The following is a 22,184-nucleotide window of genomic DNA, read 5'->3' on the forward strand; positions in this document are numbered from 1 at the left end:
TGTGTTGAGCGATGAATTCACAGTGTGAATGGTGAAGTTATTTATGACAATTACAAAATGGCATTAAGTAAAAATATCTAAAACATCACCTGATTTAAAATTGATAACCAATAGTAGTATAGGTTCCCCATCCTGTGTTTTTTAATTCAAATGGACCATCTCCGAAGTTAACTTTCTCCCCAGCATTCCATTGTCCACCGTTGTGAAAATAACGTAGTGTAAATGCAAATTTCCAGTGTTCATATAGCAGGGAAAGGATATGGCTTGAAGCAATAGCATTACTGGTTCGTTTATTATTGTGTGATTTGTCCGCAAGATCGGAGCCAAAATCAAAGTTAGTAAAACTATTGTATACCAATCGCCCTCCGAAGAAATGGGTAAGAGGAATGCTATATTTTATTTTGAATCGATATCCGTCCCATTCATTTTCATTAGCGGCACCATAGTTTTGCCACTGATACTTGGCGTATATATTGGCAGAAAGCTTAATTGGTAGACCCGTGTCGATATCTGTACCAAGCCCCATATACCATGTACTTTGCCGGGATGACTGGTTGTCACCCATATCATAGACATAGTTGTTTGCAATGAACCATTCTTTAAAAGGGCCGAACGCAAGATTTAATCCGGTCAATTTGTCAATGGAAAACCGAGGTTCTATTTCCGTAAATAGTGGTGAGCCCTCATCCCAGATCCCAACATCATAGTGACTGCCGACGCCAAAGAATTTTGGTAGATCAACATAACCATAAAAATCAAACCAGTCTTTTCTTCCTGCTACAGTATATTCAGGGTAGAGGTCGTTAGTCAGCCTTGGGCCAAAGCGAGAGTCTGTGCGACCAATGACATTCAAGCTTTGATGTAACCAGCCTTCCTCACTTTTAATTTCCTGAGCGTTTCCAATGCAAGGTATTAATAGAATCGATAAAGCTATCCCGTGCTTTTTTATACACATAAATATATCTCATTATCTATTGTTGATTTAGAGAAAATAATGCCATTCAGTGAATGAATGGCATTATAATTTTTTTATTATTTGCTAACGTCCACCCGCATTTCATTTACCTGTGCAGGCGTAATCTTGTGGCCTTTCTTCAAATAATCGATCACGACATCGGACATGTTATTTCCGGCGCGGACCTGAACATTTTTCCCTTCTTTGAATGCCAGAAAACCATCGCCCCCCAGTGCAAGGAAAGTCGTTGTTGCAACATGGTAAATATTCGTATCAACGATCTCTTCACCATTAATTTTAAAAGATACTATGCGCTGACCTACTGGTTTTTGCGGGGTATAGCGCATTTCTGCGCCTTTTGACATTTGCAGGATGCCATTGGTAAGCGATGCCCCGTGTTCCAGTAGGTTACGCAGATCCTTACCGCTGAGATCCATTTCAGTAAGTTCATTCTTGAAGGGGAATGTACTGGTAATGTCGCCAAAGGTAATCGTGCCTGCATTTATATCCGCACGTAAGCTGCCGGAGTTTATCAATGCAATCTGTGCAGTCGGAGCAGCGACAAGCATTGCATCGGTAAACAGGTTGCCTAGTTGCGATGACTCACCATAGGCGCGAGTTAATGCAATCGATGATTCACCCACTGGTTGGCGTACAATATCCGCCAGTTTTTTATTCCAGCCATTGATAACTTTTTGTGTCGTTGGATCGGGTATCCATTCATCGGCATAAACTGTTTTCAGCTCAAAGCTCTTCATTTTATGGGTACGAGCTGTAGGGTTGACATCAAGGACTAATTTACCAATATCGATACCGCCACTATCAGTCGAAAGGATTAAGGTGTTGCCGACTTTGATTGGTTCTGGCGTTCCGACGTGGGCATGCCCGGTAATCAGAATATCCAATCCTTTCACCTTGCTAGCGGTTTGAATATCTTTATCAAGAGCGCGTCTAACATCTGTATTGCCAATGCTGGACTGACGCGCCGGAACGCCTTCATGAACCAGCGCCACAGTGAGGTCAACCTTATCACGTAACTCGTCGATATAATGCTGCAAATACTTCACTTCATCACGTGCTTCAATCCCCTGATTCTTAAGGGTCTCGGAAGATTTATCAAAGCGGTTATTATTGTCATTATCGAGTCCCTGGAGAGAGAGCTCCGAGACCGTATCATTAAATGCAAATACGCCGTGTAGCCCAATAATACCAATCTTGATGCCATCTTTTTCCAGGATGGTGTAGGGCTTGTTCCAGAAGGGTTTCTCACTCTCTTTATGATAAACATTGCCCAATAAAACAGGAAAATTCGCTTTGCTTAATTGTCGCAGGGCATTATCCCAGCCATGGTCAAACTCATGATTACCGATTGATACTGCGTCAAAAGGCATGGTATTCATAATGTCAATTATTGCTTCGCCCTTTGTCAGACTGCTGATATAAGGGCCGGTGAAATAGTCTCCAGCATCAAAATAAAAGGTGGCTTTATTTTTCGCTTTCTCTTGTTTTACTAAAGTAGATATATTGGCAAAGCCGCCAATGTCGCGTTTTCCGTCTGCGATATACGGCACTTTATAAGAATCCACATGAGCGTGAAGATCATTTGTATAAATAATCGTGACATCCTGCGCCATGACCGAGACCGAAAAAATAGTCAGCAATGTTGCGGCAAGTAAAGTACGCTGCACTGTTTTCATTCGCATTCCTTGTTAAATAAATAGACTGATAAATGATATTTTATTTGGCGACGTCCATGACTCGTTTAGTTAAGTCTGGGGTGACAGGTTTATGATTTTTGAAATAATCGATGATAGATTCCGCCGAGGTTGTTCCCGGTATCGTCTTCACATTTTTTCCATTCAAAAATGCTTCAAAACCGTCACCACCACTGGCACAAAAGGAGTGCGTGGCAATACGATATGTTTGATTATCTTCCACGGGTTTGCCGTTAATGGTGAAAGAGATTAACCGTTGGTTGAGTGGTTTTTTGCTGTCATAGACAACCGCAACGCTTTTTGAAACCTGTAACACACCGTTAGTTAGATTGGTTGCATGCGTCATCAATGATTTGAGATCGCGGCCCGTCAAATCCATCTCGATGAGGTCATTATTAAAGGGGAATGTGCTAATAACATCTCCCAGTGTGATATCACCTTTAGGAAAATCAGCTCGCATCCCACCGCTATTTTGAAATCCGGCAATGGCATCAGGTGTTTTTTCCATCATTGCATCTAGAATAAGGTTACCGGTAGAAGAAGAACTGCCATACTCACGTGTTAAAACTACGGGAGAATGGCCGACAACTTCCTGTGTTATTTTGTTAAGCTTTATGCTCCATTTATCGATAGTATTTTGAACGATGGTGTCAGGTTTAAATTGATCTGCAAAGATGGTGATTAACTCACCATTATAACTATCAATTTTCTTTGTTTTCGGATTGTAATCAAGCACAAGTTTTCCGATGTCGGTGCCGTATGCATCGGTAGATACAATTAATGTGTTATTAACTTTTATTGGTTGCGGTGTTCCGACATGTGCGTGACCGGTAATTAAGACATCAACACCATTCACTTTTTTAGCTGTCTCAATATCTGCCTGTAGTAGCCGCTCCACATCTTTACTACCAAAGCTTGATTGACGCGCCGGAACACCTTCGTGAATTAGCAAAACGGTAATGTCGACTTTACCTTTTAATTCTGCAAGTGCTTTATTTAAATATTTAATTTCGTCTCTGGCTTCTACGCCTTCACGTGCTTTTGCCGCGACTGTATCATAGAAAGCGAATGCACCATGCAATCCAATCACACCAATCTTTAAACCATCTTTTTCGATAATGGTCCACGGATGATCCCAAACTGGTTTATTTGTATCGGTGTAGTAAATATTTCCCAGCAGAATGGGGAATTTTGCTTTTGATAACTGAGATACCATATTGGGCACGCCGTGATCGAACTCGTGATTACCAACGGACACCGCATCAAAGGGCATGGTGTTCATGATATCAATAATAGCTTCACCTTTGGTCAGGGTACTGATATACGGACCGGTAAAATAGTCGCCTGCATCAAAGAAAAAGACATCTTTGTTTTTTTTCTTCGCTTCATTAACGATGCCTGCAATATTAGCCATACCACCTACAAGTCTGTTCTTATCAACAGCGGGAATTTTTGCCGGATTGACATGTGCGTGAATATCATTCGTATAATAAATAGTAACGTCCTGAGCTAGTATACTGTGAGAAAACATCACGCTGAATATGACTGATAAAGTCGTAAATACAGTTCTCATCATCCCTCCTTGATAGGGGTTGTTACATTGGTTGAATTATTTAAATAAAAGGAACACCGTGTCTTATTTTTATGTAAGCATAGGTCAGGAAAGTATTATGTGATCTTAGTAACAAATAATGTTATTAATTAAACATTGACTGTGATTATATTTTTAAGTCATACATTCATATATTTAATTAAATGAGAAATAGTGATCCCATTAATTTATGGTCGTTTGTCGAGTGTATTGACTAACAAGATGGAGTGAGCGATTCATTGTATTTTAACGCCAGTGAGGTCAGCATTTTCGTTACGCGACCTGCGGATAATAACGCGCTTTGGGTAAAGTCGTGTTGGTCTGTCAGCCATGTGATAAAGCAACGACTGGTTGCCAGAGAAACATTTGCGCCCCTTTCTAAGGAGACTCCTGTGAGCAGGCAGACCATCTTGCTGTTATTCCCCTGCCCCCAGCGTTGCCACTGATTTTGCCACCAACCATGGTATGTCGTTCCCTGAAAATGCCAGGGAATATCAGCGTTACGGTCGCTGATTTCTTCTTCTACGAACCAAAGTTCGCCTTGTTGTTGGCGGAACTGATCTGCCCAGGCTGTAATAATTGCGCCTCTCAGAAAACATTCGTGTGAAATGATATGCGTTTTGACATGTGGAAAGCGGATTTTCAGTATTCTGAAATGCCCGTGTGCCGTGATAACCGGGCGTAGTATGGCTCCCTTGCCGTTGCGCTTGAGCACAGCACTGCCATACTGAATTTCATCGAACTGGCTCCGGCGCAAGAATTGCGCTTCACGCATATCTACCCTCTGCACAATATCGCTATGGTGCTCAGTTGGTTCTGTATTGCCTCTGTAACTGTACCGCAGACTGTCTCCTGTCTGATGTTGCGTATAATTCGTGGAGAGATGAAGGATGTTGCCACGAGTGGCGTCAAGACTGACTAAAACATAGAGCTTTTGTACTGCGCTGGCTCCTTGAAAGGGCATGAACAGTTGAACGGTTTCAATGGACTGGGGATACGTAATTTCTCTTGCTGGCTGCTGTTTCGGAGTCCAGACTTTTTTGCATGAACGGCATTGAACGCGTTGTGTTCCCTGCGGGTTGTGGCCATAAAAAATCTTTTCTTTACAATAGCATGATGGACAAAAATGCCCTGTTTCTATGGCACACGCAGTCATGTGAACTGACAACCAGTCACGAAATTGTTGTTCATCAAACAAAGGGGGGTAACTTCCGCATGCCTGGCAGTGCAGTGCCGGAAAACCCAGTTTATAGTCTGGCCAACTGTAATCTTCCGATGAGGCCAATCCCAAATTTCGACAACCGAACGTTTTACAGACATTAATCGCAAACAGATTTGACATATATCACCAACGATTTCATAAGGTCGTTGATTTTGTCCTACAGTTATCGCCTCTGGATGTGAGTATTCTCACATAAAAAAGCCTTTCAGAACGTAATGTAGCAATCCTTTATCTCACTGGAAGGGATTGTTTATGAAAATTAAAATGCTTGCTGCGGGTATCGCATTAACACTGCCGTTTTGGGCTTGCGCCAAAGATGTCACCATCATTTATACCAACGACCTCCATGCACATGTAGAGCCTTATAAAGTGCCGTGGATTGCTGACGGTAAACGAGATATTGGCGGCTGGGCAAATATCACTACGCTTGTTAAACAAGAAAAAGCTAAAAACAAAGCGACCTGGTTTTTTGATGCGGGTGACTATTTTACCGGGCCATATATCAGTAGCCTGACCAAAGGCAAAGCTATTATCGATATTATGAATACCATGCCGTTCGATGCTGTCACTATAGGGAATCATGAATTTGATCACGGCTGGGACAACACCCTATTACAGTTGAGTCAGGCAAAATTCCCGATTGTGCAGGGTAATGTTTTTTATCAGAACAGCAGTAAATCATTCTGGGATAAGCCCTATACCATCATTGAAAAAGACGGCGTGAAAATTGGTGTTATAGGTTTGCACGGTGTATTTGCCTTTAATGATACGGTATCTGCGGCAACGCGAGTGGGTATTGAGGCGCGTGATGAAATTAAATGGCTACAACGTTATATCGATGAACTCAAAGGCAAGGTTGATTTGACCGTTGCCCTGATCCACGAAGGTGTTCCGGCCCGCCAGTCCAGTATGGGAGGCACAGATGTGCGTCGCGCGCTGGATAAAGATATTCAGACGGCAAGTCAGGTGAAAGGGCTGGATATTTTGATCACCGGGCATGCACATGTGGGTACGCCGGAACCGATTAAAGTCGGCAATACGCTCATCCTCTCCACTGACAGCGGTGGGATTGATGTGGGTAAACTGGTACTGGACTACAAAGAGAAGCCGCATGATTTTACGGTGAAAAACTTCGAGCTTAAAACCCTTTACGCCGATGAGTGGAAGCCCGATCCGCAAACAAAACAGGTGATTGATAGTTGGAATAAAAAGCTGGATGAAGTCGTGCAGCAAACGGTGGCGCAATCGCCAGTTGAATTAAAACGTGCCTATGGTGAATCAGCATCCCTGGGGAACCTGGCGGCGGACGCTTTACTGGTAGCGGCGGGTAAAAACACTCAATTGGCTTTAACCAACTCTGGCGGTATTCGCAATGAGATCCCCGCAGGGGCGATTACGATGGGCGGCGTCATCAGTACCTTCCCGTTTCCCAACGAACTGGTGACGATGGATCTCACAGGGAAACAATTACGCAGTTTGATGGAACACGGCGCAAGTTTGAGTAATGGCGTTTTACAGGTATCGAAAGGCCTGGAAATGAAGTACGACAGCAGCAAGCCGGTTGGTCAGCGGGTTATCTCGCTGACGCTGAATGGCAAACCGATTGAAGATGCGACGGTTTACCACATTGCCACTCAGAGTTTCCTTGCTGATGGTGGAGATGGTTTTACCGCGTTTACCGAGGGTAAAGCGCGCAATACGACGGGCGGTTATTACGTTTATCACGCGGTGGTTGATTACTTTAAAGCGGGTAACACCATCACGGATGAACAGATCAACGGTATGCGCGTGAAAGATATCAAGTAAAAGTACGTATTGAGTTGACTCTACTGTTTGTTACCAGTTGATTTCGCAGATTCTGTATTCGGCCTACACGAGAGCGCAGGCCGAATCAGATGCTTTAGCATCACCATCTGGTGGCAGGGCGTTGTTTTTCGAATGAGAACAGGTGCCGTTGTGTTGCCTGTATATCAGTCAAAACGAGTGAGGTTGATTGCGCTATAAAGAAATCTCTTTATTACCTCTAATTAAGATGAGTTTTTTTCATCTTCCCTGATTTTTCCTCACCATCATTGGTCATTTTTCGGTTGACGCCCTTCAGCTTTTCCTTCATCTTTACATCTGGACGTCTAAACGGATAGATGTGCACAACACAACATATAACTACAAGCGATTGATGAGGTAAGGTATGAGCTTTTTTCACGCCAGCCAGCGGGATGCCCTGAATCAGAGTCTGGCAGAAGTCCAGGGGCAGATTAACGTTTCGTTCGAGTTTTTCCCGCCGCGTACCAGTGAAATGGAGCAGACCCTGTGGAACTCCATCGATCGCCTTAGCAGTCTGAAACCGAAGTTTGTATCGGTGACCTATGGCGCGAACTCCGGCGAGCGCGACCGTACGCACAGCATTATTAAAGGCATTAAAGATCGCACTGGTCTGGAAGCAGCACCACATCTTACCTGTATTGATGCGACGCCCGACGAGCTGCGCACCATTGCACGCGACTACTGGAACAACGGTATTCGCCATATCGTGGCGCTGCGTGGCGACCTGCCGCCGGGAAGTGGTAAGCCAGAAATGTATGCTTCTGACCTGGTGACGTTGTTAAAAGAGGTCGCGGATTTCGATATCTCCGTGGCGGCGTATCCGGAAGTGCATCCGGAAGCGAAAAGCGCCCAGGCAGATTTGCTTAACCTGAAACGAAAAGTGGATGCCGGAGCCAACCGCGCCATTACTCAGTTCTTCTTCGATGTTGAAAGCTACCTGCGTTTTCGCGATCGCTGCGTCTCGGCAGGCATTGATGTGGAAATTATTCCGGGCATTTTGCCGGTATCTAACTTTAAACAGGCGAAGAAATTTGCCGACATGACTAACGTGCGTATTCCGGCGTGGATGGCACAAATGTTCGACGGCCTGGATGACGATGCTGAAACCCGCAAGCTGGTGGGCGCAAATATCGCGATGGATATGGTGAAGATTTTAAGCCGTGAAGGAGTGAAAGATTTCCACTTCTATACGCTTAACCGCGCTGAAATGAGTTATGCGATTTGCCATACGCTGGGTGTTCGTCCTGGTTTATAAATAGTGTGCCTTTTGTGAAAATCACACTGTGATCACAAATTTTAAACAGAGCACAAAATGCTGCCTCGAAATGCGAGTGAGAAAATAAGGTAGTCAGCCTTGTTTTCTCCCTCATTTCTTGAAGAATACGAAGCTAAAACCTTTTTTATAAAGCATTTGTCCGAAATCGGACATAATCAAAAAAGCTTAATTACGATCAATTTGATCTACATCTCTTTAACCAACAATATGTAAGATCTCAACTATCGCATCCGTGGATTAATTCAATTATAACTTCTCTCTAACGCTGTGTATCGTAACGGTAACACTGTAGAGGGGAGCACATTGATGAGCACGTCAGACGATATCCATAACACGACAGCCACTGGCAAATGCCCGTTCCATCAGGGCGGTCACGACCAGAGCGCGGGTGGGGGCACAACCACGCGCGACTGGTGGCCAAATCAACTCCGTGTTGACCTGTTAAACCAACATTCTAATCGTTCTAACCCGCTGGGTGAGGACTTTGACTACCGCAAAGAATTCAGCAAATTAGATTACTACGGCCTGAAAAAAGATCTGAAAGCCCTGCTGACAGAATCTCAACCGTGGTGGCCCGCCGACTGGGGCAGCTACGCCGGTCTGTTTATTCGTATGGCCTGGCACGGCGCGGGTACTTACCGTTCAATCGACGGTCGCGGCGGCGCGGGTCGTGGTCAGCAACGTTTTGCACCGCTGAACTCCTGGCCGGATAACGTAAGCCTCGATAAAGCGCGTCGCCTGCTGTGGCCAATCAAACAGAAATATGGTCAGAAAATCTCCTGGGCAGACCTGTTTATCCTCGCGGGTAACGTGGCGCTGGAAAACTCCGGCTTCCGTACCTTCGGTTTTGGTGCCGGTCGTGAAGACGTCTGGGAACCGGATCTGGACGTTAACTGGGGTGATGAAAAAGCCTGGCTGACTCACCGTCATCCGGAAGCGCTGGCGAAAGCACCGCTGGGCGCAACCGAGATGGGCCTGATTTACGTTAACCCAGAAGGCCCGGATCACAGCGGTGAACCGCTCTCTGCGGCTGCGGCTATCCGCGCGACCTTCGGCAACATGGGTATGAACGACGAAGAAACCGTGGCGCTGATTGCGGGTGGTCATACGCTGGGTAAAACCCACGGTGCCGGTCCGACTTCTAACGTAGGTCCTGATCCAGAAGCTGCACCGATTGAAGAACAAGGTTTAGGCTGGGCGAGCACTTACGGCAGCGGCGTTGGCGCAGATGCCATCACCTCTGGTCTGGAAGTGGTCTGGACCCAGACACCGACCCAGTGGAGCAACTATTTCTTCGAGAACCTGTTCAAATATGAGTGGGTACAGACTCGCAGCCCGGCTGGCGCAATCCAGTTCGAAGCGGTAGACGCACCGGAAATTATCCCGGATCCGTTCGATCCGTCGAAGAAACGTAAACCGACAATGCTGGTCACCGACCTGACGCTGCGTTTTGATCCTGAGTTCGAGAAGATCTCTCGTCGCTTCCTCAACGATCCGCAGGCGTTCAACGAAGCTTTTGCCCGTGCCTGGTTCAAACTGACGCACAGGGATATGGGGCCGAAATCTCGCTACATCGGGCCGGAAGTACCGAAAGAAGATCTGATCTGGCAAGATCCGCTGCCGCAGCCGATCTACAACCCGACCGAGCAGGACATTATCGATCTGAAATTCGCGATTGCGGATTCTGGTCTGTCTGTCAGCGAACTGGTGTCGGTGGCCTGGGCGTCTGCTTCTACCTTCCGTGGTGGCGACAAACGCGGTGGTGCCAACGGTGCGCGTCTGGCATTAATGCCGCAGCGCGACTGGGATGTGAACGCCGCAGCCGTTCGTGCTCTGCCAGTTCTGGAGAAAATTCAGAAAGAGTCTGGCAAAGCTTCGCTGGCGGATATCATCGTGCTGGCAGGTGTGGTTGGCGTAGAGAAAGCCGCAAGCGCCGCAGGTTTGAGCATTCATGTCCCGTTTACGCCGGGCCGCGTTGATGCGCGTCAGGATCAAACTGACATTGAAATGTTCGAACTGCTGGAGCCAATTGCTGACGGTTTCCGTAACTACCGCGCTCGTCTGGATGTTTCCACCACTGAGTCACTGCTGATTGATAAAGCACAGCAACTGACGCTGACCGCGCCGGAAATGACCGCGCTGGTGGGCGGGATGCGCGTACTGGGTGCCAACTTCGATGGCAGCAAAAACGGCGTCTTCACTGACCGCGTTGGCGTATTGAGCAATGACTTCTTCGTGAACCTGCTGGATATGCGTTACGAGTGGAAAGCGACCGACGAATCGAAAGAGCTGTTCGAAGGCCGTGACCGTGAAACCGGCGAAGTGAAATACACGGCCAGCCGTGCGGATCTGGTCTTTGGTTCTAACTCAGTCCTGCGTGCGGTGGCGGAAGTTTATGCCAGCAGTGATGCCCACGAGAAATTTGTTAAAGACTTCGTGGCGGCATGGGTGAAAGTGATGAACCTCGACCGTTTCGACCTGCTGTAATCTGACCTTCTTCAGCGACTGTCTGTCTGGCAGTCGCTGAAGTTTCTTTACCAGCGTATAGTGTCCACAGGAAAACTACACACTGGATCTCTCATGTCTGCCGCAGGAAAGAGCAACCCACTGGCAATCAGTGGCCTGGTTGTGCTCACACTTATCTGGAGTTATAGCTGGATTTTCATGAAGCAAGTCACCAGCTACATCGGTGCCTTCGACTTTACCGCTTTACGCTGCATTTTCGGCGCTCTCGTTTTATTCATCGTCCTTTTATTACGTGGTCGCGGAATGCGCCCGACGCCGTTTAAATACACCTTAGCCATTGCCCTGTTACAAACCTGCGGGATGGTTGGCCTGGCGCAGTGGGCGCTGGTGAGCGGCGGAGCGGGGAAGGTGGCGATCCTGAGCTATACCATGCCATTCTGGGTGGTGATTTTCGCCGCGTTGTTTCTCGGTGAACGCCTGCGACGCGGGCAATATTTCGCGATTCTCATTGCCGCTTTCGGCCTTTTTTTGGTGTTGCAGCCGTGGCAACTCAATTTCTCTTCGATGAAAAGCGCCATGCTGGCGATCCTCTCCGGTGTCAGTTGGGGGGCGAGTGCCATTGTCGCTAAACGCCTTTACGCCCGTCATCCGCGCGTGGATTTATTGTCGTTAACATCCTGGCAGATGTTGTATGCGGCGCTGGTGATGAGTGCGGTCGCTTGGCTGGTGCCGCAACGTGAAATTGACTGGCAACCCACCGTGTTCTGGGCGCTGGCCTACAGTGCGATTCTGGCGACAGCGCTGGCCTGGAGCTTATGGCTGTTTGTATTGAAAAACTTACCCGCCAGTATTGCCAGCTTAAGTACACTGGCTGTTCCCGTTTGCGGCGTACTCTTTTCCTGGTGGCTGCTCGGTGAAAATCCGGGGGCCGTTGAAGGTAGCGGCATTGTGCTGATTGTGCTGGCACTGGCGCTGGTGAGCCGTAAGAAAAAAGAAGCCGTCAGCGTAAAAAGGATCTGAATTTTTTACAGGTGGGGCGAGCGCTCATTTAGCAAAATACCGATAATGCCCCACCATCCGCCAGCTAAACAGCACGTCTTCTTCCTGCGCGCCTGCGCCAATGTTATGTATCACCAGCGGCGTACCGTCGCGGGCAAAGCCATCTGACACCACTCCGATATGCGCCAGCCCATTATCTAATCGCCAGGAGACAATATCGCCCGCTTGGTAGTCACTGGCGTTTTTGCTGGTGGGGCGTGTTTTATCGTGGCGGGTAAACCAGGTTTCCAGATTAGGCACCCGACGGTGATCGATGTTGCTGTCCGGGCGCTTTAACTTCCACTTTTGCGGATAATCGGCAAAATTCTTCGCCATATCTTCGTGAACCAGTTTTTGCAAATCGACCTTCTGGCTGCGCAGGGCGCGGATCACCACATCGGAACATACACCGCGTTCTTGTGGGACATCACCGCCAGGATAAGTAAGCTGCACATACGCCGGATCGTAAAATAGCGTGCTGCCAATTTGCTGTCTGGCACCGTCTGCGATGGCAAGATTGGTGTTGGCCTGGATTTGTACCACGGTTGGTGGAACAGCGGGAGATTTTAAGGAGTAACTGGTAAATACCGTCAGAAGACTGAACAACGCCAGTGAAGCTTTCATCTGTTTCGTCCGTGAAAAAATATTCACAGATTCGACCTTCCGGGCTAACGATTGTTCTGTGGAGAAAATGTCCAGAAGCGGATAAAAACTCCCGAACAACGTGGGAGTATCAGATTAATGGCACAGAGTGCCGGATGCGGCGTGAACGCCTTGTCAGACATAAAAAACACGTAAATTCAATGCATTGCAGATATTTCGTAGGCCTGATAAGCGTAGCGCATCAGGCAATTTTGCGTTCAAACTCCCGGACAAGCCGGGAGTTTGGCATAGATTATTCCCACTCTTGCAGGAAACGCTGACCGTACTGGTCGGCTACCAGCAGTGCGGCGTAAACCTGATCTGGCGTCGCGCCGCCAGGCATGTTGTGGATGGTTTCACCTTCTGCACATGCCGCTTCTGCCACAATCCGCATTTTCGCCGGGACATCTTCTTTAATATCCAGTTGAGCGAGGGTTATTGGCAAACCTACCGCATGGCTAAGTGCAGCTACGGTTTCGATTTCTTCCACCGGCGCATTTTCCAGAACCAGCTGCGTCAGCGTACCGAATGCCACTTTTTCACCATGATAATAGTGATGGGCATCAGGGATTGCAGTCAGGCCGTTATGCACCGCGTGCGCCGCAGCCAGCCCACCGCTTTCAAAGCCAACGCCGCTCAAATAGGTGTTCGCTTCAATCACGCGTTCCAGTGCTGGAGTTACTACATGCTGTTCGGCGGCAAGCATCGCTTTTTCGCCTTCTTCCAGCAGCGTGTTGTAGCACAGTTCAGCCAGCGCCAGCGCTGCCTGAGTACACTTACCGCCCGCCATTGTGGTCGCACCGCTACGAGAGCAAGCACGCGCTTCAAACCAGGTCGCCAGCGCATCGCCGATACCCGCCGCTAACAGACGTGCAGGTGCGCCCGCGACGATTTTGGTGTCGACAATGACCATATTCGGGTTATTTGGCAACAGCAGATAGCGGTCAAACTCACCATCATCGGTGTAGATAACAGACAGCGCGCTGCACGGTGCGTCGGTAGAGGCAATAGTCGGTGCGATCGCTACCGGAACATCCATGAAATGTGCCAGCGCTTTGGCAGTATCGAGGGTTTTTCCTCCACCGATACCGAGAATTGCGCCACACTGCGCAGTCTCCGCGATGCCACGCAGACGGTCGATCTCATTTTGCGAACATTCACCGCCAAACGGCGCAATTTCTACTACCAGTCCAGCATCTTTAAAGCTTTTCTCGACAGTGGATTGAGCAAAACCTAAAACAAATTTGTCACCCACCACTAACCAGCGTTCTGCCAGCGGCTTCAGGTACTCGCCCAGACGATTAATGACATCTGCGCCCTGGATGTATTTACCCGGTGATTGAATAATGCGGTCCATAATTGCTCCTTTAGAGATGAGTAGTGCCAAATGCGGCATTCCAGTCGTGCTCAAACTTCTCTATAGCCGACTCTACCGCAGGAGTGTTGAGCATTTGTTGCGCTACATCTAAGGGTAGGGTGATGGACTCACATCCTGCCAGCAAACAATCCAGAGCCTGACGCGGTGTTTTAAAGCTGGCAGCCAGCACCATGCTTTCTGGCGCGTGCATTTCCAACAGCGCTTGCAGCTCCTGAACCGTACGAATGCCGTCACCGCCCTGGGCGTCGACGCGGTTAACATACGGAGCAACATATTTTGCCCCTGCCAGCGCGGCTAATAACCCTTGTGCGGCGCTATATACAGCGGTGCCAAGTGTAGTAATACCCTCTTTTTTCAGCATTTTAATGGCGGCAAGACCTTCGGAAGTTACCGGGATTTTCACCACAATGCCCGGAATGGCGTCGCGCAGGCGCTTCGCTTCTTCCACCATACCCTGTGCGTCACGACTCATGGTCTGAGCAAACAGAATACCCTCATCACCAATCGCTTTTTGCAAACGCGGCAGCACTTCCCAGATGGACTCCTTGCTGGCAGCGATAATGCTCGGGTTAGTTGTTACCCCGGCAATCGGGAATATGCGTGCCAGACGTTCGACTTCTGCGACGTTAGCGGTGTCCAGATACAGTTCCATGATGTTTCCTTTTACAGTTCCAGTTCATGTTGCAGCAGGCTGGCGATAGCGTCGGCAGAGGCGGCGTTAACCAGCGCGTTACGGAATTCTTCGTGCATGATGCGGCGAGCGAGGCGCGAGAAAATGCGCATATGCTGATCGCCGGCAGCGTGTTTGTTAAGGGTTAACATAATGATGAATTGTGCTTCATCATCGCCCCAGCGCACTGGCGCTTGCAAACGCGCCACGATGATGGTGGACTGCTCAATGTGTTCTGATTTGCTGTGTGGAATGGCAAAACTAAAGCCCAGACCGGTAGAGAAAACGGCCTCGCGCGCCCACAAATCGGCTTCCAGTTTACGCGGATAGCGGCAGCGGCCCGCCAGCAGCAGGTTATCGGTCATGCCTTTGAGCACTTCTTCTTTGCTGCGCCAGTCGCTTTCCAGCGTGATGCACTCGGCGGTGACCAGCGGTGCGTCCTGTTGCGTCATGCGGAATTGTGCCAGCAGGTGTTCCACTTCCAGCGAAGTACGGCAGGCCATTGCCTGGTTGAGTAACTGGCGGCATTCGCGGCTATCAAGTTGCGCCATCCGCGCTTTCGCCGCCGGAATTGACGGTGCACTCATGCTCAACTCATCCAGCCCTAAACCGACCAGCAACGGCAGCACGGAACCTTTCGCCCCCAGTTCACCGCACAGACCAATCCATTTGCCCTGGCGATGCACTGCCTGCACGGCGTAATCAAGCGCTCGTAAGAATGCCGGATTCAGGCTGTTGTAGTGACGAGTTACCTTAGCGTTATCGCGATCCACTGCCAGCAGATATTGCGTCAGGTCATTACTACCAATACTAAAGAAATCAATCTCTTCACAGCATTGATCGATGATGAACATTACTGACGGCACCTCAAGCATGATACCGAGCTGGATCTTCTCATCAAACGGAATGTGTTCGTTACGGAGCTGCTGTTTAGCTTCCGCCAGTTTTTCTTTCACCCATAAGATCTCCTCCATTGAAGAGATCATCGGGATCATGATTTTCAGGCTGCCATGAGCGGAGGCGCGCAGGATCGATCGTAGCTGCGTGGTAAACAACGAGGCGTACTCTTCATAAATACGTACGGCGCGATAACCGAGGAACGGGTTTGCCTCTGCGGGAATATTCAGATAATCAACGGGTTTGTCACCGCCAATATCCATAGTGCGCACAATAATGCTGCGTCCGTTGGCGGACTCCAGCGCCTGACAAAAAATGTTGTACAGCTCGCTTTCGCCCGGTGCACTGGTGCGATCCATATAGAGCATTTCAGTGCGGAACAAACCAACGCCTTCCGCACCATTGCCGAATGCGGCCTGCGCTTCGACGGAGTGAGCGATGTTAGCGGCAATTTCAATGCGGATACCGTCAGCGGTACGGGCTTGTTGGGTCAGCCAGACACGCTGTTGCTCACGAAGGGCGTTCTGTACGCGGGCTTCTTGCTGATAATAACGGGCTACGGCTTCTCCAGGCTCAACCACAATCGCCCCAGCGTTGCCGTCGATATAAATCGTTTGATGCTGCCACGGAGTAAGGGCATCAATATCCACACCAACCAGCGTCGGAATGTTGAACGAACGGGCAAGGATCACCGTGTGTGAGGTGGTGCCGCCGCTTTTGAGCAACAATCCTTTGAGGTGATTTTTATCCAGTTCGAGGAACTGGCTAGGGGTCAGTTCATCAGCCATACAAATGGCGGGCTGCGTCAGCTTGCCCGGTGCCGGAAAGCGTTTCTCGCCGTAGATTTGCTGGAGTAACTGGAAGCAGACATCGCGCACATCCAGCGCGCGTTCTTGCAGGTAGCTGCTGCTGGAACGGGCGAACTCTTCGCAAAAGTGATTCGCACTGGCGACAATTGCTTCGGCGCAGCTTAATCCGGCGCTGACGCCTGCCAGTAAATGTTCGCGCAGGGAAGTATCGCCAGCCAGGGAGCGGTGCGCTTCCAGAATCGCGCTGGTAGCACCGTCGCTATCCAGCAGACGAAACTCAATATTTTTCAGTACCAGTGTCAGGCCGTTTTCCAGCGCGGATTGCTCGGCGTCAACGCCGTTGGTTGCGGGGAGGTTACCCAGCGCATTGAGATCTAAAGAAGAGATCGGCGTCAGAATGCCGCCTGCGCTACCGCTGCACACGGTGCGGGCGCGGATAATTCGCGGATTCAGGTTGGTCAGTGAAACCGGCAGCGGCTCCAGTTCGTCAGATTTTACTTCTGCCAGCGGTGCGTCGCAGTGGGGGAATTCATCGCGCAGCCATTGGCTTAAACGCTGGTGCGCTTCCTGCTCGTCGGCCCCCGAAATCAGTAACTGGCAGTTATCGCCCACCAGCGTATCGGTGCCAATCAGCGCAAGGGCGCTTTTGGCGTTGCCCTTGCGGTCAGTGCGCAGGTTATGCCACTCAATTTGTGATGAAAAAGTATTACACAGCGTTTCAACGTGGCTTGCCGGACGCGCATGTACGCCGTTAGGTAGCTCACAAATAAATTCCACAATCAGGGCCATTGCCTCTCTCCCGGTACGGTTTTCTGTTTACAGGATAAGAGCGCACGGCAACGGCCTGCCATGTGACAAATCTGCCAAAAGCTGGACAAATGTAATGTAACCGTCAATTTGCGACGCGTCTCACAAGACGCCGTTCTGCGGCATGCTTCCGGGTTATCGCAAGTTATGAGGCGGATCGCATTTTTGTACTGATATTACAAAAGTCCAGTAAATGGCCTTTTTATCCACTGTTTGCTCCGCCTGCGATTGCCTATTGTTTCCTCCATCAAAAATATGGACATGGGCTTTCGCAAGCCCGGGAGCAGCTTATGAATGAGTTGGTGCAGATCCTGAAAAATACCCGTCAGCATTTAATGACGGGCGTTTCACATATGATTCCCTTCGTGGTATCGGGCGGTATTTTGCTGGCGGTTTCCGTCATGTTGTATGGCAAAGGCGCAGTGCCGGATGCCGTAGCCGATCCGAATCTGAAAAAACTGTTTGATATCGGCGTTGCGGGGTTGACGCTGATGGTGCCTTTCCTCGCAGCGTACATCGGTTATTCCATTGCAGAACGTTCTGCGCTGGCTCCGTGCGCCATCGGTGCCTGGGTTGGTAACAGCTTTGGTGCGGGCTTCTTTGGCGCGCTGATCGCCGGGATTATCGGCGGCATCGTGGTGCATTACCTGAAGAAAATTCCGGTGCATAAAGTTCTGCGCTCGGTGATGCCAATCTTCATCATTCCGATCGTCGGCACACTGATTACCGCTGGTGTCATGATGTGGGGACTGGGCGAGCCGGTGGGGGCGTTGACCAACAGCCTGACCCAGTGGCTTCAGGGCATGCAACAAGGCAGCGTAGTGATGCTGGCGGTGATCATGGGATTGATGCTGGCCTTTGATATGGGCGGCCCGGTTAACAAAGTGGCCTATGCCTTCATGCTGATCTGTGTGGCTCAGGGCGTTTATACCGTGGTGGCCATTGCTGCCGTGGGGATCTGTGTTCCACCGCTGGGTATGGGGCTGGCGACGCTGATTGGTCGTAAAAATTTCTCTGCAGAAGAGCGTGAAACCGGCAAAGCGGCGCTGGTGATGGGGTGCGTTGGTGTCACCGAAGGGGCGATTCCTTTCGCCGCTGCCGATCCGTTGCGAGTCATTCCTTCCATCATGGTCGGTTCTGTTTGTGGTGCGGTAACTGCGGCGCTGGTCGGTGCGCAGTGCTATGCAGGCTGGGGTGGTCTGATTGTGCTGCCTGTGGTTGAAGGCAAGCTGGGTTATATCGCAGCAGTGGCTGTCGGGGCAGTAGTGACAGCAGTTTGTGTGAACGTGCTGAAAAGTCTGGCGCGTAAAAATGGGTCTTCATCTGATGAAAAAGAAGACGACCTGGATTTGGATTTTGAAATTAATTGAGGAACGAGCCATGACGAAAATTATTGCAGTAACCGCATGTCCATCTGGTGTTGCCCATACTTATATGGCGGCAGAGGCGCTTGAAAGCGCTGCGAAAGCGAAAGGTTGGGAAGTGAAAGTAGAAACTCAGGGCTCGATTGGTCTGGAAAATGAACTGACTGCGGAAGACGTGGCGAGCGCCGATATGGTGATTCTGACCAAAGATATCGGCATCAAGTTTGAAGAGCGTTTTGCTGGCAAGACCATTGTGCGCGTCAACATCAGCGACGCGGTAAAACGCGCTGACGCCATTATGAGCAAAATTGAAGCTCACCTGGCACAAACCGCTTAAGTCCTTATCCCGCTCGCAAGGGCGGGTTCGCTTCCCCACAGGAGTTCCTCATGACGAATCGTATCTCTCGCCTTAAAACTGCACTGTTTGCTAATACCCGTGAAATCTCGCTGGAGCGGGCGCTGCTTTATACCGCCAGCCATCGGCAAACCGAAGGCGAACCAGTGATATTGCGCCGGGCGAAAGCAACAGCGTATATCCTTGAACATGTTGAAATTTCGATTCGTGATGAAGAACTGATTGCTGGTAACCGTACCGTAAAACCGCGCGCCGGGATTATGTCGCCGGAAATGGACCCTTACTGGCTGCTGAAAGAGCTGGATCAATTTCCGACGCGACCGCAGGACCGCTTCGCCATTAGTGAAGAAGATAAACGTATCTACCGCGAAGAGCTGTTCCCATACTGGGAAAAACGTTCGATGAAAGATTTCATCAACGGGCAGATGACGGATGAAGTAAAAGTCGCGACCAGCACGCAGATTTTCAGTATCAACCAGACAGATAAAGGCCAGGGGCACATCATTATTGATTACCCGCGCCTGCTGAATCACGGGCTGGGTGAGCTGGTGGCGCAGATGCAGCAACATTGCCAGCAACAGCCGGAGAATCACTTTTATCAGGCTGCGCTGTTATTGCTCGAAGCCTCGCAGAAACACATTTTGCGTTACGCCGAACTGGCGGAAACGATGGCGGCAAACTGCACTGATGCCCAGCGTCGCGAAGAACTGCTGACTATCGCGGAGATCTCCCGCCATAACGCCGAACATAAGCCGCAGACGTTCTGGCAAGCGTGCCAGTTGTTCTGGTACATGAACATCATTCTGCAATACGAATCCAACGCCAGCTCGCTGTCTTTAGGGCGCTTCGACCAGTATATGTTGCCTTTCTATCAGGCATCATTAACCCAGGGCGAAGATCCGGCGTTCCTGAAAGAACTGCTCGAATCTTTATGGGTGAAATGCAATGACATCGTGCTGTTGCGCTCCACCAGCAGCGCGCGTTATTTCGCAGGTTTCCCAACCGGCTATACCGCCCTGCTCGGTGGGTTAACCGAGAACGGACGTAGCGCAGTGAACGTGCTTTCGTTCCTCTGTCTCGATGCTTATCAAAGCGTGCAATTGCCGCAACCGAACCTCGGCGTGCGCACTAACGCCTTGATCGACACGCCTTTCCTGATGAAAACCGCAGAAACCATCCGCCTCGGCACGGGGATTCCGCAAATCTTTAACGATGAAGTGGTGGTGCCAGCGTTCCTCAACCGTGGCGTTTCGCTGGAAGATGCGCGCGACTATTCCGTAGTGGGCTGCGTGGAATTATCTATTCCTGGCAGAACCTACGGCTTGCATGACATCGCGATGTTTAACCTGCTGAAAGTGATGGAAATCTGCTTGCATGAAAATGAAGACAATGCCGCGCTGAGTTATGAAGGTTTGCTGGAACAGATCCGCGTCAAGATCAGCCACTACATCACCCTGATGGTTGAAGGCAGCAATATTTGTGATATCGGCCATCGTGACTGGGCTCCTGTACCGCTGCTCTCGTCGTTTATCAGCGATTGTCTGGAAAATGGCCGCGATATTACCGATGGCGGCGCGCGTTATAACTTCTCCGGCGTACAGGGGATCGGTATCGCCAACCTGAGCGATTCTCTCCATGCGTTGAAAGGGATGGTTTTTGAGCAACAGCGTTTAAGTTTTGACGAATTGCTGTCGGTATTAAAAGCCAACTTCGCAACGCCAGAAGGCGAAAAAGTCCGCGCTCGCTTAATTAACCGCTTTGAGAAATACGGTAACGATATCGACGAGGTGGATAACATTAGCGCCGAACTCCTGCGTCATTACTGCAAAGAAGTGGAAAAATACCAGAACCCGCGCGGTGGCTACTTCACGCCGGGATCGTATACCGTTTCTGCTCACGTCCCGTTGGGATCGGTGGTTGGTGCGACGCCAGACGGCCGTTTTGCCGGGGAACAACTGGCAGATGGTGGTTTGTCTCCCATGCTGGGCCAGGATGCACAAGGACCAACGGCGGTACTGAAATCAGTCAGCAAGCTCGATAACACGCTGCTTTCTAACGGTACATTGCTGAACGTGAAATTCACTCCGGCGACCCTGGAAGGTGAAGCGGGATTACGCAAACTGGCCGACTTCTTACGGGCATTTACCCAGCTTAAGTTGCAGCATATTCAGTTTAACGTGGTGAACGCTGACACGTTGCGGGAAGCTCAACAGCGCCCACAAGATTATGCCGGGCTGGTGGTGCGCGTTGCCGGATACAGCGCCTTCTTTGTCGAACTGTCGAAGGAGATCCAGGATGACATCATCCGCCGGACAGCGCATCAGCTGTAACGTTGTGGAAACGCGCCGCGATGATGTGGCGCGCATTTTCAACATTCAGCGTTATTCACTGAATGACGGCGAGGGCATTCGTACGGTGGTCTTTTTTAAAGGCTGCCCGCATCTTTGCCCGTGGTGTGCTAATCCGGAGTCGATCTCCGGCAAAATCCAGACGGTGCGCAGAGAGGCGAAATGCCTGCACTGCGCAAAATGTTTGCGTGATGCGGATGAATGCCCCTCCGGCGCATTTGAACGGATTGGTCGCGATATCAGCCTTGACGCGCTGGAGCGGGAAGTGATGAAAGATGACATTTTCTTTCGCGCGTCCGGCGGTGGCGTCACGCTTTCTGGCGGCGAAGTGTTAATGCAGGCGGAGTTTGCTACCCGTTTTTTACAGCGACTTCGTCTGTGGGGCGTGTCATGCGCCATCGAAACTGCCGGAGACGCTCCAGCCAGCAAGCTGTTACCGCTGGCGAAATTGTGCGATGAAGTGTTGTTCGATTTAAAAATAATGGATGCAACTCAGGCGCGGGATGTGGTGAAGATGAACCTGCCGCGCGTGCTGGAGAACCTACGTTTGCTGGTGAGCGAAGGTGTTAATGTGATACCGCGCTTGCCACTGATCCCAGGTTTCACGCTCAGTCGGGAGAATATGCAGCAGGCGCTGGACGTACTGATCCCGCTGAATATCAGGCAGATCCATCTGTTACCGTTTCACCAGTACGGCGAACCGAAATACCGCCTGCTGGGGAAAACATGGTCGATGAAAGAGGTGCCTGCGCCGTCGTCAGCCGATGTGACAACGATGCGCGAAATGGCAGAACGGGCCGGATTTCAGGTTACCGTGGGAGGTTAAA

General features: G+C 49.9%; 15 protein-coding genes and 1 pseudogene. 8 read left to right on the forward strand and 8 right to left on the reverse strand.

The features are described from left to right. Positions 1 to 109 precede the first annotated feature (109 nt). From BEB54_RS16115 to BEB54_RS16130, 4 genes and pseudogenes are all read right to left on the reverse strand, one after another. Positions 110 to 955: pseudogene (locus BEB54_RS16115) on the reverse strand (nucleoside-specific channel-forming protein Tsx); the annotation flags it as partial. A gap of 77 nt (positions 956 to 1,032) precedes the next feature. Continuing rightward, positions 1,033 to 2,652 carry a bifunctional metallophosphatase/5'-nucleotidase gene (locus BEB54_RS16120; protein WP_105272052.1) on the reverse strand — a complete coding sequence of 540 codons (1,620 nt, stop codon included), beginning with the start codon at positions 2,650 to 2,652 and terminating at the stop codon, positions 1,033 to 1,035. Between the two features lie 40 nt (positions 2,653 to 2,692). Continuing rightward, positions 2,693 to 4,243 carry a bifunctional metallophosphatase/5'-nucleotidase gene (locus BEB54_RS16125; RefSeq protein ID WP_001261170.1) on the reverse strand — a complete coding sequence of 517 codons (1,551 nt, stop codon included), beginning with the start codon at positions 4,241 to 4,243 and terminating at the stop codon, positions 2,693 to 2,695. Positions 4,244 to 4,475: 232 nt separating this feature from the next. Beyond that, complete coding sequence (locus tag BEB54_RS16130; RefSeq protein WP_000067197.1) at positions 4,476 to 5,603, reverse strand: hypothetical protein; 1,128 nt, start codon at positions 5,601 to 5,603, stop codon at positions 4,476 to 4,478. A gap of 132 nt (positions 5,604 to 5,735) precedes the next feature. On the opposite strand from BEB54_RS16130, the gene BEB54_RS16135 reads away from it, so the two are divergent. The 4 genes from BEB54_RS16135 (at position 5,736) to yijE (ending at position 12,069) form a co-directional block, all read left to right on the forward strand. Further along, a complete protein-coding gene (locus BEB54_RS16135; RefSeq protein ID WP_105277516.1) occupies positions 5,736 to 7,289 on the forward strand; it encodes a bifunctional metallophosphatase/5'-nucleotidase in 1,554 nt (517 codons plus the stop codon). Between the two features lie 382 nt (positions 7,290 to 7,671). Next, entirely contained in the window at positions 7,672 to 8,562 is an 891-nt protein-coding gene (gene metF, locus BEB54_RS16140) for a methylenetetrahydrofolate reductase (RefSeq protein WP_000007523.1), read from the forward strand. A gap of 327 nt (positions 8,563 to 8,889) precedes the next feature. Further along, positions 8,890 to 11,070, forward strand: a complete 2,181-nt coding sequence (gene katG / locus BEB54_RS16145; RefSeq protein WP_002431808.1) for a catalase/peroxidase HPI — start codon at positions 8,890 to 8,892, stop codon at positions 11,068 to 11,070. 93 nt (positions 11,071 to 11,163) lie between these two features. Beyond that, entirely contained in the window at positions 11,164 to 12,069 is a 906-nt protein-coding gene (yijE, locus tag BEB54_RS16150; protein WP_105277515.1) for a cystine transporter YijE, read from the forward strand. 24 nt (positions 12,070 to 12,093) lie between these two features. On the opposite strand, the gene BEB54_RS16155 is transcribed toward yijE, so the two are convergent. From BEB54_RS16155 to ptsP, 4 genes are all read right to left on the reverse strand, one after another. After that, positions 12,094 to 12,711: a DUF1287 domain-containing protein gene (locus BEB54_RS16155; protein ID WP_032185645.1), complete on the reverse strand. Its 618-nt coding sequence runs from the start codon at positions 12,709 to 12,711 to the stop codon at positions 12,094 to 12,096. Positions 12,712 to 12,982: 271 nt separating this feature from the next. Continuing rightward, complete coding sequence (gene gldA, locus BEB54_RS16160) at positions 12,983 to 14,086, reverse strand: bifunctional L-1,2-propanediol dehydrogenase/glycerol dehydrogenase (protein ID WP_000373986.1); 1,104 nt, start codon at positions 14,084 to 14,086, stop codon at positions 12,983 to 12,985. 10 nt (positions 14,087 to 14,096) lie between these two features. Then, positions 14,097 to 14,759, reverse strand: a complete 663-nt coding sequence (gene fsa, locus BEB54_RS16165) for a fructose-6-phosphate aldolase (protein ID WP_000424845.1) — start codon at positions 14,757 to 14,759, stop codon at positions 14,097 to 14,099. A gap of 11 nt (positions 14,760 to 14,770) precedes the next feature. Beyond that, complete coding sequence (gene ptsP / locus BEB54_RS16170; protein WP_105277514.1) at positions 14,771 to 17,272, reverse strand: phosphoenolpyruvate--protein phosphotransferase; 2,502 nt, start codon at positions 17,270 to 17,272, stop codon at positions 14,771 to 14,773. Between the two features lie 308 nt (positions 17,273 to 17,580). On the opposite strand from ptsP, the gene BEB54_RS16175 reads away from it, so the two are divergent. The 4 genes from BEB54_RS16175 to BEB54_RS16190 are packed head-to-tail and all read left to right on the forward strand — an operon-like array spanning position 17,581 to position 22,183. After that, complete coding sequence (locus tag BEB54_RS16175; RefSeq protein WP_001004472.1) at positions 17,581 to 18,660, forward strand: PTS fructose transporter subunit EIIC; 1,080 nt, start codon at positions 17,581 to 17,583, stop codon at positions 18,658 to 18,660. A gap of 10 nt (positions 18,661 to 18,670) precedes the next feature. Further along, positions 18,671 to 18,991 carry a PTS fructose-like transporter subunit IIB gene (locus BEB54_RS16180; RefSeq protein WP_000161265.1) on the forward strand — a complete coding sequence of 107 codons (321 nt, stop codon included), beginning with the start codon at positions 18,671 to 18,673 and terminating at the stop codon, positions 18,989 to 18,991. A 50-nt stretch (positions 18,992 to 19,041) separates the two neighbouring features. After that, positions 19,042 to 21,339 (forward strand): formate C-acetyltransferase, encoded by a 2,298-nt coding sequence (locus tag BEB54_RS16185; RefSeq protein ID WP_105277513.1) that lies wholly within the window; start codon positions 19,042 to 19,044, stop codon positions 21,337 to 21,339. Next, a complete protein-coding gene (locus BEB54_RS16190; protein WP_105277512.1) occupies positions 21,305 to 22,183 on the forward strand; it encodes a [formate-C-acetyltransferase]-activating enzyme in 879 nt (292 codons plus the stop codon). Before BEB54_RS16185 ends, BEB54_RS16190 begins: the two co-directional genes overlap by 35 nt. Position 22,184: the final 1 nt, after the last annotated feature.

Origin of the sequence: Escherichia sp. MOD1-EC6021 (genome assembly GCF_002965245.1) — a bacterium.
Lineage (GTDB): Bacteria > Pseudomonadota > Gammaproteobacteria > Enterobacterales > Enterobacteriaceae > Escherichia > Escherichia coli_F.

Bases quoted from the DNA above. Each gene is read 5' to 3' on its own strand.
- katG (WP_002431808.1), top strand. From the start codon at position 8,890: ATGAGCACGTCAGACGATATCCATAACACGACAGCCACTGGCAAATGC.
- metF (WP_000007523.1), top strand. From the start codon at position 7,672: ATGAGCTTTTTTCACGCCAGCCAGCGGGATGCCCTGAATCAGAGTCTG.
- gldA (WP_000373986.1), bottom strand. From the start codon at position 14,086: ATGGACCGCATTATTCAATCACCGGGTAAATACATCCAGGGCGCAGAT.
- yijE (WP_105277515.1), top strand. From the start codon at position 11,164: ATGTCTGCCGCAGGAAAGAGCAACCCACTGGCAATCAGTGGCCTGGTT.
- BEB54_RS16175 (WP_001004472.1), top strand. From the start codon at position 17,581: ATGAATGAGTTGGTGCAGATCCTGAAAAATACCCGTCAGCATTTAATG.
- BEB54_RS16125 (WP_001261170.1), bottom strand. From the start codon at position 4,243: ATGAGAACTGTATTTACGACTTTATCAGTCATATTCAGCGTGATGTTT.
- BEB54_RS16180 (WP_000161265.1), top strand. From the start codon at position 18,671: ATGACGAAAATTATTGCAGTAACCGCATGTCCATCTGGTGTTGCCCAT.
- BEB54_RS16135 (WP_105277516.1), top strand. From the start codon at position 5,736: ATGAAAATTAAAATGCTTGCTGCGGGTATCGCATTAACACTGCCGTTT.
- BEB54_RS16120 (WP_105272052.1), bottom strand. From the start codon at position 2,652: ATGAAAACAGTGCAGCGTACTTTACTTGCCGCAACATTGCTGACTATT.
- BEB54_RS16190 (WP_105277512.1), top strand. From the start codon at position 21,305: ATGACATCATCCGCCGGACAGCGCATCAGCTGTAACGTTGTGGAAACG.
- ptsP (WP_105277514.1), bottom strand. From the start codon at position 17,272: ATGGCCCTGATTGTGGAATTTATTTGTGAGCTACCTAACGGCGTACAT.
- BEB54_RS16155 (WP_032185645.1), bottom strand. From the start codon at position 12,711: ATGAAAGCTTCACTGGCGTTGTTCAGTCTTCTGACGGTATTTACCAGT.
- BEB54_RS16130 (WP_000067197.1), bottom strand. From the start codon at position 5,603: ATGTCAAATCTGTTTGCGATTAATGTCTGTAAAACGTTCGGTTGTCGA.
- fsa (WP_000424845.1), bottom strand. From the start codon at position 14,759: ATGGAACTGTATCTGGACACCGCTAACGTCGCAGAAGTCGAACGTCTG.
- BEB54_RS16185 (WP_105277513.1), top strand. From the start codon at position 19,042: ATGACGAATCGTATCTCTCGCCTTAAAACTGCACTGTTTGCTAATACC.